17 protein-coding genes and 1 pseudogene are annotated in these 16,229 nt (G+C 67.3%); 12 read left to right on the top strand and 6 right to left on the bottom strand.

From position 1 onward, the window contains the following. From QM569_RS09400 to QM569_RS09410, 3 genes and pseudogenes are all read left to right on the top strand, one after another. Positions 1 to 304 (top strand): annotated as a pseudogene (locus QM569_RS09400) (hypothetical protein); the annotation flags it as partial. Then, positions 304 to 750, top strand: a complete 447-nt coding sequence (dut, locus tag QM569_RS09405; protein WP_414986970.1) for a dUTP diphosphatase — start codon at positions 304 to 306, stop codon at positions 748 to 750. The pseudogene QM569_RS09400 and the gene dut, both read left to right, overlap by 1 nt. Positions 751 to 866: 116 nt before the next feature. Next, positions 867 to 1,373 carry a glycine zipper 2TM domain-containing protein gene (locus QM569_RS09410; RefSeq protein WP_414986971.1) on the top strand — a complete coding sequence of 169 codons (507 nt, stop codon included), beginning with the start codon at positions 867 to 869 and terminating at the stop codon, positions 1,371 to 1,373. Here the strand turns inward: QM569_RS09410 and QM569_RS09415 are convergent. After that, positions 1,370 to 1,894 carry an FKBP-type peptidyl-prolyl cis-trans isomerase gene (locus QM569_RS09415; protein WP_414986972.1) on the bottom strand — a complete coding sequence of 175 codons (525 nt, stop codon included), beginning with the start codon at positions 1,892 to 1,894 and terminating at the stop codon, positions 1,370 to 1,372. The two genes, QM569_RS09410 and QM569_RS09415, sit on opposite strands and share 4 nt — an antisense overlap. Before the next feature lie 18 nt (positions 1,895 to 1,912). Here QM569_RS09415 and QM569_RS09420 point away from each other — a divergent pair, with 18 nt between their 5' ends. The 3 genes from QM569_RS09420 (at position 1,913) to QM569_RS09430 (ending at position 4,016) form a co-directional block, all read left to right on the top strand. Continuing rightward, complete coding sequence (locus QM569_RS09420) at positions 1,913 to 3,040, top strand: JmjC domain-containing protein (protein WP_414986973.1); 1,128 nt, start codon at positions 1,913 to 1,915, stop codon at positions 3,038 to 3,040. Positions 3,041 to 3,052: 12 nt separating this feature from the next. Continuing rightward, a complete protein-coding gene (locus QM569_RS09425; RefSeq protein WP_414986974.1) occupies positions 3,053 to 3,553 on the top strand; it encodes a hypothetical protein in 501 nt (166 codons plus the stop codon). Positions 3,554 to 3,752: 199 nt separating this feature from the next. Then, the gene (locus QM569_RS09430) at positions 3,753 to 4,016 is read left to right on the top strand and encodes a hypothetical protein (protein WP_414986975.1); all 264 of its coding nucleotides are present in this window, start codon (positions 3,753 to 3,755) and stop codon (positions 4,014 to 4,016) included. A 135-nt stretch (positions 4,017 to 4,151) separates the two neighbouring features. Here the strand turns inward: QM569_RS09430 and bamC are convergent, their stop codons facing one another. The 5 genes from bamC to QM569_RS09455 are packed head-to-tail and all read right to left on the bottom strand — an operon-like array spanning position 4,152 to position 8,144. Beyond that, positions 4,152 to 5,252 (bottom strand): outer membrane protein assembly factor BamC, encoded by a 1,101-nt coding sequence (bamC, locus tag QM569_RS09435; protein ID WP_414986976.1) that lies wholly within the window; start codon positions 5,250 to 5,252, stop codon positions 4,152 to 4,154. A 39-nt stretch (positions 5,253 to 5,291) separates the two neighbouring features. Further along, positions 5,292 to 6,188, bottom strand: a complete 897-nt coding sequence (gene dapA / locus QM569_RS09440; RefSeq protein WP_414986977.1) for a 4-hydroxy-tetrahydrodipicolinate synthase — start codon at positions 6,186 to 6,188, stop codon at positions 5,292 to 5,294. Between the two features lie 8 nt (positions 6,189 to 6,196). Beyond that, positions 6,197 to 6,733 carry a class I SAM-dependent methyltransferase gene (locus QM569_RS09445; RefSeq protein WP_414986978.1) on the bottom strand — a complete coding sequence of 179 codons (537 nt, stop codon included), beginning with the start codon at positions 6,731 to 6,733 and terminating at the stop codon, positions 6,197 to 6,199. 59 nt (positions 6,734 to 6,792) lie between these two features. After that, the gene (locus tag QM569_RS09450) at positions 6,793 to 6,930 is read right to left on the bottom strand and encodes a hypothetical protein (protein ID WP_414986979.1); all 138 of its coding nucleotides are present in this window, start codon (positions 6,928 to 6,930) and stop codon (positions 6,793 to 6,795) included. Then, positions 6,927 to 8,144 carry an MFS transporter gene (locus tag QM569_RS09455; RefSeq protein ID WP_414986980.1) on the bottom strand — a complete coding sequence of 406 codons (1,218 nt, stop codon included), beginning with the start codon at positions 8,142 to 8,144 and terminating at the stop codon, positions 6,927 to 6,929. The genes QM569_RS09450 and QM569_RS09455 overlap by 4 nt, the downstream gene beginning before the upstream one ends. A 100-nt stretch (positions 8,145 to 8,244) precedes the next feature. On the opposite strand from QM569_RS09455, the gene QM569_RS09460 reads away from it, so the two are divergent. From QM569_RS09460 to QM569_RS09485, 6 genes are all read left to right on the top strand, one after another. Next, complete coding sequence (locus tag QM569_RS09460) at positions 8,245 to 10,221, top strand: DNA topoisomerase IV subunit B (protein WP_414986981.1); 1,977 nt, start codon at positions 8,245 to 8,247, stop codon at positions 10,219 to 10,221. A 67-nt stretch (positions 10,222 to 10,288) separates the two neighbouring features. Continuing rightward, positions 10,289 to 11,245, top strand: a complete 957-nt coding sequence (locus QM569_RS09465; protein WP_414986982.1) for a DNA cytosine methyltransferase — start codon at positions 10,289 to 10,291, stop codon at positions 11,243 to 11,245. Between the two features lie 89 nt (positions 11,246 to 11,334). Beyond that, complete coding sequence (locus QM569_RS09470) at positions 11,335 to 11,859, top strand: HNH endonuclease (protein WP_414986983.1); 525 nt, start codon at positions 11,335 to 11,337, stop codon at positions 11,857 to 11,859. Between the two features lie 29 nt (positions 11,860 to 11,888). Further along, positions 11,889 to 12,209, top strand: a complete 321-nt coding sequence (gene rhuM / locus QM569_RS09475) for a RhuM family protein (RefSeq protein WP_414986984.1) — start codon at positions 11,889 to 11,891, stop codon at positions 12,207 to 12,209. Beyond that, positions 12,199 to 14,532, top strand: a complete 2,334-nt coding sequence (gene parC / locus QM569_RS09480) for a DNA topoisomerase IV subunit A (protein WP_414986985.1) — start codon at positions 12,199 to 12,201, stop codon at positions 14,530 to 14,532. Before rhuM ends, parC begins: the two co-directional genes overlap by 11 nt. 91 nt (positions 14,533 to 14,623) lie before the next feature. After that, a partial coding sequence (locus QM569_RS09485; RefSeq protein WP_414986986.1) for a methyl-accepting chemotaxis protein occupies positions 14,624 to 16,229 on the top strand: 1,606 nt, incomplete at its 3' end.

Here is a 16,229-nt window from a genome sequence, read left to right on the forward strand (position 1 = left end):
CCCCACCACGGTCGCCGCGCGCAGACCCGCCGCGCCCGCACCTGCTGCGCCCGCCCAGGCCGCCCAGCCGCCGGATCTGGCGCAACTGCTCACGCCGCTGATGGGCGGGCTGCGCATCGTGCGCGGCGCGCTCCTGCTGTTGCTGGTGCTGCACGGGCTGGCCTTGTTCGTTGGCGTGGGCTCGCTGGTCGTCCTGGTGGCCATGGCGGTCGTCTGGTGGGTGCTGGGCTGGCTCATCCCGTCGGCGCCCGGCGGCAAGGCCAAGGCCCCGATACCGCAGCGCAAATTCTCCGGAAAGAAGTGATGAAGATCGACATCAAGATTCTCGACCCGCGCATGGCGGACCAACTGCCCGCCTATGCCACGCCCGGCAGCGCCGGGCTGGACCTGCGCGCCTGCCTGGACGCGCCGCTGACCCTGCAGCCCAATGCCTGGCAGCTCGTGCCTACCGGCATCGCCGTGTTCATCAAGGACCCGGGCTACGCCGCGCTGATCCTGCCGCGCTCGGGCCTGGGGCACAAGCACGGCATCGTGCTGGGCAACCTGGTGGGCCTGATCGACAGCGACTACCAGGGCCAGCTCATGGTCAGCGCCTGGAACCGCAGCGGCACGGCCTTCACGCTGGAACCCCTGGAGCGGCTGGCCCAACTGGTCATCGTGCCCGTGGTGCAGGCGCAGTTCAACGTGGTCACCGAGTTCGAGGCCACGCAGCGCGGCGAGGGCGGGTACGGCTCCACGGGCAAGGCGTAGTAGGACGGCGCTTACCTTTCGAAGGGTCTGTTACGACCCGGCTGCGCTCCCTTGTCCACGCCAGGAACCTCTGCGGCGTTGCTCCAATCAAGGCAGACTGACTTTAGGAGATGAAGATGCTTCAGCGTACCCAACGCCCCCTCGCCATTGCCGCTACCGTCGTTCTGGCGGGATCGCTGGCCGCGTGCGGCCACAACCGCCCTGCGCCCGAGTACTCCAGCGGCTATCCCGGCGGCTACCAGACGGCGGCCCCGGCATACCCCAGCAATCCGGCGGGCACGGAATATGGCCGCGTCAGCAACATCGAGGCGCTGCAAGGCCGCGCGCAGGGGCAAACCTCCGGCGCGGGCGCGGTGATCGGCGCCGTGGTGGGCGGCGTGCTGGGCAACCAGGTCGGCAGGGGCTCGGGCCGCGCTGCCGCGACGGCGGTGGGTGCCATCGGCGGTGCCGTGGTTGGCAACACCATCGAAGGGCGCAACTACGGCCAGGAGTCCGTGCAGGGCTACCGCCTTTCGGTGCAGCTGGACCACGGCGGCTACCGCGTCTATGACGTGAGTTCGCCGGGCGACCTGCGCATCGGCGACCGCGTGCGCCTCTACAACGGCCAGATTTCGCGGCTTTAATGCAATAGAGGGCTGCCGGGCGCCTGCGGCTGCACGCGGAAGAAGCCCGTGCCCGCGCTGCCGCGTCCGATCTCGTCTTCGGTGGCCTCGCGCACGGCCTGCACCGTCATCTGCAGCCGCAGCGCGATGCCCGCGAGCGGGTGGTTGCCGTCCAGCACGATGTGTTCGGGGTAGATCTCGGCCACGGTGTACAGCCCCGTGCGCGGCGCTTGGGGGTTGCAGCCCTCCGGCAGCGCGGTGCCGTCGAAGGTCATGCCTTCCTCGATTTCCGCCGGGAACAGCGTGCGCGGCTCCAGGAACAGCAGCTGGTCGTTGAAGTCGCCAAAGGCATCCTCGGGCTCCAGGTGCAGCTGCACGGTGGCACCGGGGCCATGGCCCTGCAGGGCTTCTTCGATGCGGGGCAGCAGGTCGTCGCCGCCGACGAGGAACTCCACGGGCTCATCGAGAACGTCCAGTTCTTCGCCCAGGGTGTCCTTGAGCGTCCAGGTCAGCGCGACCACGCATTGTTGGGTGATTTCCATGGGGAATAATTGTCGCTCATGGACATCCACCAACCCCTTTCCCTGCTCGGCGGCTTGAGCGCTGCGCAATTCATGCGCCGCCACTGGCAGAAAAAACCTTTGCTGGTGCGCCAGGCCATTCCCCAGTTCAAGCCGCCGGTGCTGCGCGCCGAATTGTTCGCGCTGGCCGCGCAAGAGGGTGTCGAATCCCGCCTGGTGCAGCAATCCCAGGACGCCTGGAAGCTGCGCCACGGGCCGTTCCAGCGCCGCGCGCTGCCGCCGCTGCAGCAGCCGCAATGGACGCTGCTGGTGCAGGGCGTGGACTTGCACAGCGACGCAGTGCATGCGCTGATGCAGCAGTTCCGCTTCGTGCCCGAGGCGCGGCTGGACGACCTCATGATCAGCTACGCCAGCGACGGCGGCGGCGTGGGGCCGCACTTCGACAGCTACGACGTGTTCCTGCTGCAAGCCCACGGCAAGCGGCGCTGGCGCATCGGACGGCAAAAAGACCTGGCGCTGCGCGACGATGTGCCCCTGAAAGTGCTGGCGCGGTTCGAGCCCGAGGAAGAGTTCGTGCTGGAGCCCGGCGACATGCTCTACCTGCCGCCACGCTATGCCCACGACGGCATCGCCGAGGGTGAGTGCATGACCTATTCCATCGGCTTTCGCGCGCCTGCGCGCGCCGAACTGGCGCAGGAACTGCTCGCGCGCCTGGCCGAAGATGCGGGTGACGGCGACGGCAGCCCCGTGCTGTACCGCGACCCTCGCCAGGAGGCCGTGGCGCAGCCGGGCGCCATCCCTGCGGGCCTGCACGATTTCGCGCGCGAGGCGCTGCGCCGCGCCCTGGCCGAGCCCCTGGCGCTGGAGCGGGCGCTGGGCGAATACCTGACCGATCCCAAGCCCAGCGTGTGGTTCGAGTCCGGCCCCACGGGCGTGATGCTCGAAGGCGTGTACCTGGACCGCCGCAGCCGCATGATGTACGACGCGCACCACGTGTTCATCAACGGCGAGAGCTACCGCGCCGCAGGCCGCGACGCCACGCTGATGCGCCGCCTCGCCGACGAGCGCAAGCTCTCGGCGCGCGAACTGGCCCGCGCCAGCGACGATGCGCTGGAATTGGTCGCGTCCTGGTGCGACGCGGGCTGGGCGCATGCCTGGGCGGATTGAAGGTCAGGCGCCATGACCGATGTTTCCCACCCCTTGCCCGCAGGCCGCTTCACCAGCCGGGACGCCTTTCAGCAGATGGTGCGCGACGCGTTCGCCACGGCAGCCCGTGAAGGCTGGCCGGAGATCGTGGTCAGCGATGCTTATTTTCACGACTGGCCGCTGGGCGAGCGCAGCGTGGTCGAGGCCCTGCAGGACTGGGCGCACGGCAGCCGCCGCTTCACCATGCTGGCGGGCAGCTACGACGAGGTGGTGCGTCGGCACGCGCGATTCGTGAGGTGGCGCGGCACCTGGGACCACATCATCACCTGCCGCCGCAGCCCTGCGGCGGACCCGCTGGACATTCCCAGCGCCCTGTGGTCGCCGCACTGGGTGATGCAGCGCCTGGATGCAGAGCGCTGCGTGGTCGTCGCGGGTGCCGAGCCGGAGCGGCGCGTGCTGCTGCGCGAGATGCTGAATGAATGGCTGCGCGGCAAGAGTGTGCCGGGCTTTCCGGCGTCCACGCTGGGCCTTTGAACGCAATGGAATGTGACGGATGTCAAAATGTTGTAAAGCGTTTATCGGTGTTAGCCAGTATTGACGATTCACCAATATAATGAGCAGCTGCGCCAAGAAGGTGCAAGCTGACGTGCTATGCCAATGCGTGCCGGGGCTGCTCAGGGCCTGACGCCATGGCTATTGAAGATTTTTGTTTGTTTCAACCAGGAAAACCCAAATGAAGAACTCCCTCGTTCTGGCCGCTCTGATCGCTGCTGCTGCCCTCGCCGCCTGCGGAAAGAAGGAAGAACCCGCTCCTGCGCCCGCCCCCGTGGAAGCACCTGCTCCCGCCCCGGCAGCGGCTGCTTCCGAAGCTGCTGCCGCTGCTTCCGAAGCTGCATCCGCTGCATCTGCTGCTTCCGACGCTGCAACCGACGCTGCCAAGGCTGCTGCCGACGCCGCTGCCGCCGCTGCCACCGGCGCTGCTTCCCAAACCAAGTAAATCGGCACCTTTGCGGCCCTGTGCCGCAAAGCACGCCACAGCAAAAAGCCCCGTGCCGCAAGGCCGGGGCTTTTGCTTTTCTGATGGGAGCTGGCCATTCCAGCGCCGCACCGATGCGGCGCTTCAGCGCTGCCGTTACTTCAGATCGTCGGCGATCACGCGCACGATGCGCTCGGCGTTGGCGGACGACTCGGGCGCACCCGCCTCGTTGTGTACCGAGACCGTGGTGGATTCGCCCTGGCTGCGCACGACGATGCGGTACTTGAGCGGCGGCACGGCGGGCGACGAGCTGAACAGCTTGCCGAAGAAGCCGGGCTCCTTCTTGTCGGTGGGCTCCACATAGCGCACGTAGTAAGTGCCTTCGTTGCGATTGCGGTCTTCCACGGTGAAACCGGTGCGGTCCAGCGCCAGGCCCACACGGCGCCATGCACGGTCGAAGCCTTCGTCGAGCTGGAGCACGGGCTGGTTGTTCACCGTCGCCATGCGGGCGGATTGCGCGCGCTGTGCGGGCGCGGATGCGGCGATGGCCTTGGACTGCTCCTGGCTCACGCCGAGCTTGACCATCAGGCGGCGCAGGAATTCGGTCTCCAGTTCGGGGTCGGACGGGCGGGGCTGCCAGATGGTGGTGTCCTTGGCCGTGTTGCTATAGACCTCGACCATGCCGCGGTGGGTGATGTAGATGTCGGTGCCGCCGCTGGCGTTGCGCTCCAGGCGGGTGCGGAACTTGTCGCGCTCGCCGGTGGAGTACAGCGAATCGAGCACCTTGCCGAGGGTCGAGCGGATGAAGTCCTGCGGCAGCTTGGCGCGGTTCTCCGCCCAGTCGGTTTCCATGATGCCGACGTTGGCGTCGGCCTTTTCCAGGTTGAAGCCGCTTTCCTGCCAGAACTCGCGCACGGGCTCCCAGAGCTTGTCCGCCGGGCGGCTGATGACCAGCCAGCGCTGGTTGCCGTCGCGCTCGATGCGCACGTCGCCCAGCACCTGGGCGGCCGCGTTGGATGTGCCTGTGGGCTGGCTGGCCTGGCCCGCCTGCAGGGCCGCTGCCGAGACCGGGCCGCTGCCGGGAATGGTGTAGCGCGAATCGCGCGAGAGCTGTGTCAGGTCGGGGGGGACTTCCAGGCTCGGGCCCTTGCCCGCGCTCTTGTAGTCGATCTTGTCGCCTTCCAGGGCGGAGCAGGCGGACAGGGCCAGGGCGAGGGCAAGCAGGCTCAGGCGGGGAGTGGCAGCAGCAGCGTTCACGCGGAAATCCTTGGGATGGGGGTGGGTGTCTCTAGAGAATTAGATCAGGCCGCTGGCGCGCAGCGCGGCCTCGACCACGGCCTCGTTGCTGGCGGCCAGCGGCGTCATGGGCAGGCGCATGGCGCCGCCGCACAGGCCCATGCGGGCCATGGCCCACTTGACGGGGATGGGGTTGGCCTCGACGAACAGGTTCTTGTGGACGGGCATCAATTGGAACTGAATCTGCATCGCCCGCCGCACGTCGCCCGCGAGGGCCGCCACGCACAGCTCGTGCATCAGGCGCGGGGCCACGTTGGCCGTCACGCTGATGTTGCCGTGGCCGCCGCAGAGCATCAGGGCCACGGCCGTGGGGTCGTCGCCCGAATAGACGGCAAAGCCCTTGGGCACGTCGCGGATCAGCCACTGTGCGCGCTCGATGTTGCCCGTGGCTTCCTTGATGCCGATGATGCCGGGCACCTGCGCCAGCCGCAGCACGGTGTCGTGCTGCATGTCGGCCACCGAGCGGCCCGGCACGTTGTACAGCACGATGGGCAGGTCGCCCGTGGCCTCGGCGATTGCCTTGAAGTGCTGGTACTGGCCCTCTTGCGTGGGCTTGTTGTAGTAGGGCACGACCTGGAGCTGGCTGTCCGCGCCCACGCTCTTGGCGAACTTGGCCAGTTCGATGGCCTCGGCCGTCGAATTGGCGCCGCAGCCCGCCATGATGGGCACACGCTTGGCGGCTTGCTCGACGGCCACGCGGATGATCTCGCAGTGCTCCTCGACGTTCACGGTGGGCGATTCGCCCGTGGTGCCCACCACGCCGATGCAGTCGGTGCCCTCTGCGATGTGCCAGTCGATCAGTTTGCGCAGCGCCGGATAGTCCACGCTGCCATCCGCGTGCATGGGGGTGACGAGGGCGACGATGCTGCCGGTCAGGGCGACGGGGGAAGAGGTCATGTCCGTGGTCAAAAACGGGAAAGGGGCATTCTAACTAGCGGCGGTGTGCGCACCGCCGCGATGCGCTGCACGAAGCGGTCGGGCTCGGACAGGAAGCCGTCTTCATAAGCCACCACGCGCAGACCCGCGCAGGCGGCCAGCAGTTCCCCGGGCGCGAGCAAAAAGTCGGGCCGCGACGGCTTGCCCACCGTCTCGTTGCCCTGGGCGAAGGTTTCGTAGATGAGCACACCGCCGGGCGCCACGCAATCCACGATGGCGGGCAGCAGGGGCCGCCACAGGTAGTTGGTGACCACCACCGCGCCAAACTGCCGCCCCGCGAAGGGCCAGGGCCCGTTCTCGATGTCGGCCTGCACCAGCTCGCCCAGCCCGGCGCAGGCGGCGATGGCATCCGCCGAGCGGTCCACACCCGTCACCGTGTGCCCCTGTGTACGCAGCCAGCGCAGGTGGCGGCCCGCGCCGCAGGCCACGTCCAGCACGGTGCTGCCCGGCACAATCAGGTGCGACCAGCGGCGCACCCATTCCGAAGGAGCTTCCGTCCCGTGCATTTACTATGAAGTTGATAGCTGCTTGCGCTTGCTGGACAAGCGCTAGAGGTCAAAAAGACTTAAAAACAAGCCCACACCTGATCCGCCAGCCGCACCATGAAGTCCGGCGCGGTGTACAGCCCGAACACCGCCAGGCACAGCAGCGCCGCCACGGCCAGGCCGAGCCAGTGTGCAAGAGGGCGGTGGTTGATGTTCATGCAGGCTGGGGCGTGGCGCGCTGGATGGGGGCTTCCTTGACGGGCAGGTTCACCAGCGCGGCGAAGAGCCCCAAGGCGATGGCGATGTACCAGACGACATCGTAGCTGCCCGTGGCGTCGTACAGCGCGCCGCCCAGCCACACGCCCAGGAAGCTGCCGATCTGGTGGCTGAAGAACACGAAGCCGCCCAGCATCGACAAATGCTGCACGCCGAAGATCTGCGCGATGGCCGCGTTCGTCGGCGGCACGGTGGACAGCCACAGCGTGCCCATCACCGCCGAGAAGACGTACACCGACAGGGGCGACAGCGGCACGATCAGAAAGACGGTGATCGCCACCGACCGCGCGAAGTAGATGAAGGCCAGGATGTGCCGCTTGGGCATGCGCTGCCCCAGCGAGCCCGCGATGTAGGTGCCGAACACGTTGAACAGCCCGATCAGCGCCAGCGCATAGCTGGCGACCTGGGGCGACAGGCCGTGGTCCTTGAGGTAGCTGGGCATGTGTACCGCGATGAACACCACCTGGAAGCCGCAGACGAAGTACCCCGCCATCAGCAGGTTGAAGCTGGGGTAGCGAAAAGCCTCGGAGAGCGCCTGCGCGATGGTCTGCTCGCGCTTCGGGGGCGCCGCGCCCGCAAAGCCGGGCTCGCGCAGCCCGAAGGCCAGCGGCACGATCAGCAGCACCATCAGCGACAGCGCCAGCAACGCCTGCTGCCAGCCCAGGCCCGCGATCAGCCAGCCCTCGACCGGCACCATCAAGAACTGCCCGAACGAGCCGGCGGCAGCCGCCACGCCCATGGCCCAGGAGCGCTTCTCGGGCGCGATCTGGCGGCCCAGCACGCCATAGACCACGGCATAGGTCGTGCCCGCCTGCGCCGCGCCGATCAGCACGCCCGTCGCCAGCGCGAACAGCAGCGGCGTGGGCGCCATCGCCATGCCCGCCAGCCCCAGGCCGTACAACGCCGCGCCGCCGATCAGCACGCGGAACGCGCCGAATCGGTCCGCCGCCATGCCTGCAAAGATGCCGATCACGCCCCAGGACAGGTTCTGCAGCGCGATGGCGAACGAGAAAGTCTGGCGCGTCCAGCCCATCTCCTGCGTGATGGGCAGCAGCCACAGCCCGAAGCCATGGCGGATGCCCATGGACAGCGTGACGATGGCCGCACCGCACGCAAGCACCTGGGCCATGGACAGTTTGGGCGTATTCATATGCATGCGCAGGATTGTCGCGGGATTGGCCCCGGCGCGCTGCCGCGGGCGAATGACTGGTTATAAATCCAGTGTTTCAGCGGTCGCAGCACTACAATCCGCGCCCATGGCAGTCAAACCCCCCAACGCATCCGACTATTCCGAAGGCTCGATCCGCGTCCTGAAAGGGCTGGAGCCCGTCAAGCAGCGCCCGGGCATGTACACCCGCACCGACAACCCCCTGCACATCATCCAGGAGGTGATCGACAACGCCGCCGACGAGGCCCTGGCGGGCTTCGGCAAGAAGATCAAGGTCACGCTGCACGCCGACGGCTCGGTCAGCGTGGAAGACGACGGACGCGGCATCCCCTTCGGCCTGCACCCCGAGGAGAAGGCCCCCGTCATCGAACTCGTCTATACCCGCCTGCACGCGGGCGGCAAGTTCGACAAGGGGCAGGGCGGGGCCTACAGCTTCTCGGGCGGCCTGCACGGCGTGGGTGTGAGCGTGACCAACGCGCTCGCCACGCGGCTCGAAGTCAGCAGCCACCGCGAGGGCCAGGTCGCGCGCCTGGTGTTCGCGGGCGGCGACGTGATCGAGCCGCTGGTCACGCGCCCCCTGGAGGCGGGCGAGCGCAAGCAGGGCACCACCGTGCGCGCATGGCCCGACGCCAAATACTTCGAGTCCAGCCACCTGCCCATGGGCGAGCTGACCCACCTGCTGCGCAGCAAGGCCGTGCTGATGCCCGGCGTCTCCGTCTCGCTCGTCAACGAAAAGACCCGCGAAACGCAGACTTGGCAGTACAAGGGCGGCTTGCGCGATTACCTCATGCAGACCCTCTCCACCGACCCGGTGATCCCGCTGTTCGAGGGCGAGGGCTACGCCGACGGCGGCAGCGAGAACTTTGCCGAAGGCGAGGGCGCGGCCTGGGCCGTGGCCTTTACCGAAGACGGCCAGCCCGTGCGCGAGAGCTACGTCAACCTCATCCCCACCAGCGCGGGCGGCACGCACGACAGCGGCCTGCGCGACGGCCTGTTCCAGGCCGTCAAGAGCTTCATCGAGCTGCATTCGCTGCTGCCCAAGGGCGTGAAGCTGCTGCCCGAGGACGTGTTCGCCCGCGCCAGCTACGTCCTCAGCGCCAAGGTGCTCGACCCGCAGTTCCAGGGCCAGATCAAGGAGCGCCTGAACTCCCGCGACGCCGTGCGCCTGGTCAGCAGCTTTGTGCGCCCTGCATTGGAGCTGTGGCTGAACCAGCACGTGGACTACGGCAAGAAGCTCGCCGAACTCGCCATCAAGGCCGCGCAAACGCGCCAGAAGGCGGGCCAGAAGGTCGAAAAGCGCAAGGGCTCCGGCGTGGCCGTGCTGCCCGGCAAGCTCACCGACTGCGAAAGCCGCGACACCAGCCACAACGAAGTCTTCCTGGTCGAAGGCGACAGCGCGGGCGGCAGCGCCAAGATGGGCCGCGACAAGGAAAGCCAGGCCGTGCTGCCGCTGCGCGGCAAGGTGCTCAACACCTGGGAGGTGGAGCGCGACCGTTTGTTCGCCAACAACGAGATCCATGACATCTCGGTCGCCATCGGCGTGGACCCGCACGGCCCGAACGATTCCCCTGACCTGAGCGGCCTGCGCTACGGCAAGGTCTGCATCCTGTCGGACGCCGATGTCGATGGCTCGCACATCCAGGTGCTGCTGCTCACCCTGTTCTTCCGCCACTTCCCCAAGCTCATCGAGGCTGGCCACATCTACGTCGCCCGCCCCCCGCTGTTCCGCGTGGACGTGCCCGCGCGCGGCAAGAAGCCCGCCGCCAAGCTGTACGCGCTGGACGAGGGCGAACTGGCTGCCATCCTGGACAAGGCCGTCAAGGACGGCGTGCCGCGCGAGAAGTGCCAGATCAGCCGCTTCAAGGGCCTGGGCGAGATGAACGCCGAGCAGTTGTGGGAAACCACGCTCAACCCCGACACGCGGCGCCTGCTGCCGGTGCAGTTGGGCAGCTTCGACTTCGGCGCGACGGAGAACCTCATCACCAAGCTCATGGGCAAGGGCGAGGCCGCTGCGCGGCGCGAGCTGATGGAGCTGCATGGGGATGCGGTGGAGGTGGATATTTGAGTGTTTTTGGCCTCTAGCCCTTATCCAGAAAGCGCTGGCAGCTATCAATTTGGAGAGCAATATGGCAATGACATCCATAGAAATCTGCGCCGGGGCTGGCGGGCAGGCTCTGGGGCTGGAGCAGGCTGGCTTCGATCACGTCAGTCTGGTGGAACTGGACGCCCATGCCTGCCAGACCTTGCGCATCAACCGCGCCCACTGGCAGGTCACGCAGGGCGACCTGCACGACTACAGCGCTGATCGGTGGGCAGGTGTTGACCTCTTGGCGGGCGGCGTTCCGTGCCCGCCTTTCTCCAAGGCGGGCAAGCAATTGGGCAGCGACGACGAGCGCGACCTGTTCCCGCAGGCCATCCGATTGGTGTCCGAATGCAAGCCGCAGGCCGTCATGCTGGAAAACGTGCGCGGCCTGCTCGATTCCGTCTTTGACGAGTACCGCGCCAAGATCATTGCCGACCTGAAAAAGCTCGGCTACGCCGCCGAATGGCGCTTGCTGAATGCGAGCGACTTTGGCGTGCCGCAGCTGCGTCCGCGCGTCGTTTTCGTGGCGCTGAAGCAGGGCGCAGCCGAGCACTTCCAGTGGCCCGCCGCGCTGCCTGCGAGTCCCCCCACGGTGGGCGAGGCGCTGTTTGACCTGATGGCCGCCCAGGGCTGGCGCGGCGCGGCGCAGTGGCGTGACAGGGCCTGCGACATCGCCCCCACCCTGGTGGGCGGCAGCAAGAAACATGGGGGGCCCGACTTGGGGCCTACCCGCGCCAAGAAAGCCTGGGCCGCCATTGGCGTGGACGGCATGGGCATCGCCGATGCCGCGCCGGACAAGGACTTTGTCGGCATGCCCCGGCTGACCACGCGCATGGCGGCGCGCATACAGGGCTTTCCAGACGATTGGCAATTCAGCGGCAAAAAAACCGCCGCCTACCGCCAGATAGGCAACGCATTCCCCCCGCCGGTGGCATGCGCCGTCGGCACGCAGATTCAGGCAGCGCTCGACGCGGCGGCAAGGCAAAAAATCCAACGGGCCGCCTGATGGAAAAAGAAGCACCTTTGGCAAAACCCCCCAGGGGCGGAGCGCGCGCAAAGCTGCGCATGCACTTCCTGGCGAACATTGGCCGCGTCATGGATTCCGACGAATTGCGTGCGGTGGCGGGCAACCAGTCGGAATGGGCGCGGCGCGTGCGCGAGCTGCGCACCGAAGAAGGCTATTTGATCCTGACGCACAACGACCGCAGCGACTTGCGGCCCGGCCAGTATCTGCTGGAGAACCCGAAGCCGCAGCCTGCGTTCGAGCGGGCCATTTCCAAGGAAGCCCGCGCCTACGTTCTGGATCGCAACGGCTTCACCTGCCAAATGTGCGGCGCGGTGGCTGGCGAGCCGCACCCTTTTGATTCCACGCGAAAAACGCGGCTGCACATCGGCCACGTCATCGACAAAAGCAAGGGCGGCAGCGATGACCCGTCCAACCTGCGCGCCATCTGCTCGGTGTGCAACGAGGGGGCGCAGAACGCCACGTTGATCCGCCCGGATTTGAAGCAACTGCTCATTCAGATTCGCAGGGGCACGGCGGCGGATCAACTGGAGGTGTTGAAGTGGCTGATCGCCAAGTTTCCCGGGCAGGCCAAGGATTTGTGCCGCAGGCTGTGACCCTTTTTTGGTTGTTAATCAAATACGACGTGTCCACTGCCAAGAATTATCTTGATGAATTCGAGTTGGATCAGATGCAGCGCATTGTCTCCGCGTATCTGGACATGGCAGAAATGCAAGCCCGTCGCCGCATTCCCATGACGATGGAGGATTGGGAAAAGCGGCTTTCCGGCTTTCTGACGCTGTGGGACAGGGATGTTTTGCGCGATGCTGGCAGGGTCAGTGCCGAGATTGCCAAGACCCACGCCGAAACCGAATTCGAAAAATACCGCATCGTCCAAGACCGCTTGTTCCAAAGCGACTTCGACCGCCTGCTGCTCCAGATTGAAAAAAGAACCCATGACTTCTGACGTTACTACCCCTTCCCCAGACCTGTTTGCCCAACCCGATGGCGATTCCCTTGATTTAGCGGGCTACGCCCAGCGCGCCTACCTCGAATACGCGCTCTCCGTCGTCAAGGGCCGCGCCCTGCCCGACGTGTGCGACGGCTTGAAGCCCGTGCAGCGGCGCATCCTGTACGCCATGAGCGAAATGGGCCTCTCCTACAGCGGGCCCACGCGCAACACCGCCGCCAAGCCGGTCAAGAGCGCGCGCGTGGTGGGCGACGTGCTGGGGCGCTTTCACCCGCACGGCGACCAGTCGGCCTACGACGCGCTGGTGCGCATGGCGCAGGACTTTGCGCAGCGCTACCCGCTGATCGACGGCCAGGGCAACTTCGGCAGCCGCGATGGCGACGGAGCGGCCGCCATGCGCTACACCGAGGCGCGGCTGTCGCGCATCACCAGCCTGTTGCTCGACGAGATCGACGAGGGCACGGTGGACTTCATGCCCAACTACGACGGCTCGACGCAGGAGCCGCGCCAGTTGCCTGCGCGTTTGCCGTTCGCGCTGCTCAATGGCGCGAGCGGCATCGCCGTGGGGTTGGCGACGGAAATCCCCAGCCACAACCTGCGCGAGATTGCCGATGCCTGCATCGCGCTCATCAAGACGCCTTCGCTCTCGCAAGACGAACTACTCGCCATCGTGCCGGGGCCGGACTATCCGGGCGGCGGGCAGATCATCAGCAGCGCGTCCGACATTGCCGACGCCTACCGCACGGGGCGCGGCTCGCTGAAGGTGCGCGCGCGCTGGAAGATCGAGGACATGGCGCGCGGCCAGTGGCAACTGGTGGTGGGCGAACTGCCGCCGGGCGTCAGCACGCAGAAGGTGCTGGAGGAGATCGAAGAAATCACCAACCCCAAGGTCAAGGCGGGCAAGAAGGCGCTGTCGCAAGAGCAGACGCAGCTCAAGGCCAGCATGCTGGCCGTGCTCGACGTGGTGCGCGACGAGTCCAGCAAGGACGCGCCCGTGCGCATCGTGTTCGAGCCCAAGACGGGCAAGACGCCGCAGCAGGACTTGATCACCGCGCTGCTCGCCCACACCAGTTTGGAAACGTCCGCGCCCATCAACCTGACCATGGTGGGGCTGGACGGCAAGCCCGTGCAAAAGTCGCTGCGGCAGATGCTGGAGGAGTGGATCGCCTTCCGCCAGACGACGATCACGCGGCGCAGCCAGCATCGCCTCTCCAAGGTGCTGGACCGCATCCACATCCTCGAAGGGCGGCAGCTCGTGCTGCTCAACATCGACGAGGTGATCGCCATCATCCGCGAGGCCGAGGAGCCCAAGGCCGCGCTGATCGCGCGCTTCAACCTCAGCGACCGGCAGGCCGAGGACATCCTCGAAATCCGCCTGCGCCAGTTGGCACGCTTGGAGGCCATCAAGATCGAGCAGGACTTGAAAGACCTGCGCGAAAGCCAGGGCAAGCTCGAAGAAATCCTGAACAACCCCAGCGCCCTGCGCCGCACCATGGTCAAGGAGATCGAGCAGGACGCCAAGACCTTCGCCGACCCGCGCCGCACGCTCATCCAGGCCGAGAAGAAGGCCGTGGCCGAGGTCAAGGTGGTGGACGAGCCGGTGACGGTGGTCGTCTCGCAGAAGGGCTGGGTGCGCGCGCGCAGCGGCCATGGGCACGACGCGGCCAGCTTTGCCTTTAAGGCGGGCGATGGGCTGTACGGCACGTTCGAGTGCCGCACGGTGGACGTGCTGCTGGTCTTCGGCAGCAACGGGCGCGTGTATTCAGTACCCGTGTCCGCGCTGCCGGGCGCGCGCGGCGACGGGCAGCCGGTCACCACGCTGATCGAACTGGAATCGGGCACGCAGTTGCTGCACTACTTTGCGGGCCCGGCCCAGGCCACGTTGCTGCTGTCGGGCTCGGGCGGCTACGGTTTTCTGGCGGCGGTGGAGGGCATGGTGTCGCGCAACAAGAGCGGCAAGGCGTTCGTCGCCTTGGGCGATGGCGAGACGCTGTGCCAGCCCTCGCCCGCGCAGGGCGCCACGCACGTGGCCTGCGCGTCCACGGGCGGGCGCATCCTGACCTTTGACATCGGCGAACTCAAGCAGATGGACAAGGGCGGGCGCGGCCTGATGCTGATCGACCTGGAAGCCAAGGACCAGCTCGCGGGCGCGGCGGCCTACACGCGCAGCGTGCGCATCGAGGGCCTGGGGCGCGGCGGCAAGGAGCGCGACGAGACGCTGGAAATCCGCTCGCTGAACAATGCCCGCGCCGCGCGCGGTCGCAAGGGCAAGGCGGCGGACCTGGGCTTCAAGCCGCAGCGCGTATCGCGCGTCGAATAGGCGGGCGGATAAAGGCGGGGTTTTCCCGTAGCGCGGCGGTTTCAAAGAGCGCACCATCGCCGCTGTCGCAGCGACGATGGGAGAGTTCATCATGCTGAACCGCATGCGCATTGCACAGAAACTGTGGCTGGCTGTCGCATTCATCGTGGCCGCGCTGGTGGCGGTGGTCGGCTTTTCGGGCTACCGCTCGGCCAAGGTGCAGGCCGCCAGCGAGACCGTGCGCGCGGACATGGAGGCGCGCGTGGCCGCCGCCGCGCGCTGGATGGCCTTGACCGAGACGAACGCCGCGCGCACCCTGGCCGTCGTGCTGAGCAGCGACCCGGCGGTGGAGGCCGAATTCAAGGCGCCCATGGCGGCCACATCGGCGCAGATTTCGGACACGCAGAAGCAACTGGAGGCCATGGCCCTGGCCGATGCCGACAAGGCGCAGATGGCCCGCATCGCCGAGGCGCGCAAGGCCATGCTCGCGGCGCGCGGCGAAGCGCAGAAGCTCAAGGCCGACGGCCAGGCCGAGCAGGCCGCAGCCTTCGTGCGCGAACGCTACGTGCCCGCGTCCAACGCCTACCTGCAGGCGCTGCGCGACCTCGTCAAGCTGCAGCAGGACACGGCGCAGAGCGTGCAGCAGGCCATGTACAAGGACCGCATGCTCACGGCCCAGATCGCCATCGCGGCGGTGGCGGTGCTGCTGCTGGCCATCGGCGTGGGCGCGTACTTCCTCATCCGCAGCATCCAGCAGCCGCTGGAGCAGGCCAAGGCGCTGGCCGAGCGCATCGCGGACGGCGACCTGAGCGCGCAGGACGAGGCCGTGCGCCGCAGCGACGAGTTCGGCGACCTGCTGCGCGCGCTCTACGCCATGAGCGGCGCGCTCTCGCGCATGGTGCATCAGGTGCGCCAGAGCACCGACAGCATCGCCACCGCCAGCGCCGAGATCGCCACCGGCAACCACGACCTGTCGGCCCGCACCGAGCAGACTTCGAGCAACCTGCAGCAAACCGCCGCCGCCATGGAGCAGTTCACCAGCACCATCGCGCAGAGCGCGAACAGCGCCCAGCAGGCCAGCAGCCTGGCCGTCAGCGCCACGGGCGTGGCGCGCAAGGGCGGCGAGGTGGTCACGCAGGTGGTGAGCACCATGGAGGAGATCAACCACAGCAGCAAGAAGATCGCCGACATCATCGGCGTGATCGACGGCATCGCATTCCAGACCAACATCCTCGCCTTGAACGCCGCCGTCGAGGCCGCGCGCGCGGGCGAGCAGGGCCGGGGCTTCGCCGTGGTAGCCAGCGAGGTGCGCAGCCTGGCCGGGCGCAGTGCCGAGGCGGCCAAGGAGATCAAGGCGCTCATCAACACCTCGGTCGAGAAGGTGGAGGCGGGTTCGCGCCTGGTGGCCGACGCGGGCGCGACCATGACGGACATCGTGCAGTCCGTGCAGCGCGTGACGGACATGATCGGCGAGATCACCGCCGCGTCGTCCGAGCAGAGCGCGGGCGTGTCGCAGGTGAACCAGGCCATCGGCAACCTGGACCAGATGACGCAGCAGAACGCCGCGCTGGTCGAGCAAAGCGCCGCTGCCGCGCAAAGCCTGCGCGAGCAGGCGGACCAACTGGCGCAGGTGGTGTCGCGCTTCAAGGTGCAGGCCGGGGCGGCGGGCCATGCCGCCGTGGCGCCGCCGCCGCGCAGGGCTGCGGCTCCCGCAGCGC

Source organism: Acidovorax sp. (assembly GCF_047607405.1).
In the GTDB taxonomy this organism is placed as follows: Bacteria; Pseudomonadota; Gammaproteobacteria; order Burkholderiales; family Burkholderiaceae_C; genus Acidovorax.

Excerpts from the sequence above, each read along its gene's own strand:
- QM569_RS09445 (WP_414986978.1), bottom strand. The coding sequence starts at position 6,733 with ATGCACGGGACGGAAGCTCCTTCGGAATGGGTGCGCCGCTGGTCGCAC.
- parC (WP_414986985.1), top strand. The coding sequence starts at position 12,199 with ATGACTTCTGACGTTACTACCCCTTCCCCAGACCTGTTTGCCCAACCC.
- QM569_RS09425 (WP_414986974.1), top strand. The coding sequence starts at position 3,053 with ATGACCGATGTTTCCCACCCCTTGCCCGCAGGCCGCTTCACCAGCCGG.
- dut (WP_414986970.1), top strand. The coding sequence starts at position 304 with ATGAAGATCGACATCAAGATTCTCGACCCGCGCATGGCGGACCAACTG.
- dapA (WP_414986977.1), bottom strand. The coding sequence starts at position 6,188 with ATGACCTCTTCCCCCGTCGCCCTGACCGGCAGCATCGTCGCCCTCGTC.
- QM569_RS09450 (WP_414986979.1), bottom strand. The coding sequence starts at position 6,930 with ATGAACATCAACCACCGCCCTCTTGCACACTGGCTCGGCCTGGCCGTG.
- QM569_RS09410 (WP_414986971.1), top strand. The coding sequence starts at position 867 with ATGCTTCAGCGTACCCAACGCCCCCTCGCCATTGCCGCTACCGTCGTT.
- QM569_RS09415 (WP_414986972.1), bottom strand. The coding sequence starts at position 1,894 with ATGGAAATCACCCAACAATGCGTGGTCGCGCTGACCTGGACGCTCAAG.
- QM569_RS09470 (WP_414986983.1), top strand. The coding sequence starts at position 11,335 with ATGGATTCCGACGAATTGCGTGCGGTGGCGGGCAACCAGTCGGAATGG.
- QM569_RS09460 (WP_414986981.1), top strand. The coding sequence starts at position 8,245 with ATGGCAGTCAAACCCCCCAACGCATCCGACTATTCCGAAGGCTCGATC.
- QM569_RS09455 (WP_414986980.1), bottom strand. The coding sequence starts at position 8,144 with ATGCATATGAATACGCCCAAACTGTCCATGGCCCAGGTGCTTGCGTGC.
- QM569_RS09465 (WP_414986982.1), top strand. The coding sequence starts at position 10,289 with ATGACATCCATAGAAATCTGCGCCGGGGCTGGCGGGCAGGCTCTGGGG.
- QM569_RS09420 (WP_414986973.1), top strand. The coding sequence starts at position 1,913 with ATGGACATCCACCAACCCCTTTCCCTGCTCGGCGGCTTGAGCGCTGCG.
- QM569_RS09430 (WP_414986975.1), top strand. The coding sequence starts at position 3,753 with ATGAAGAACTCCCTCGTTCTGGCCGCTCTGATCGCTGCTGCTGCCCTC.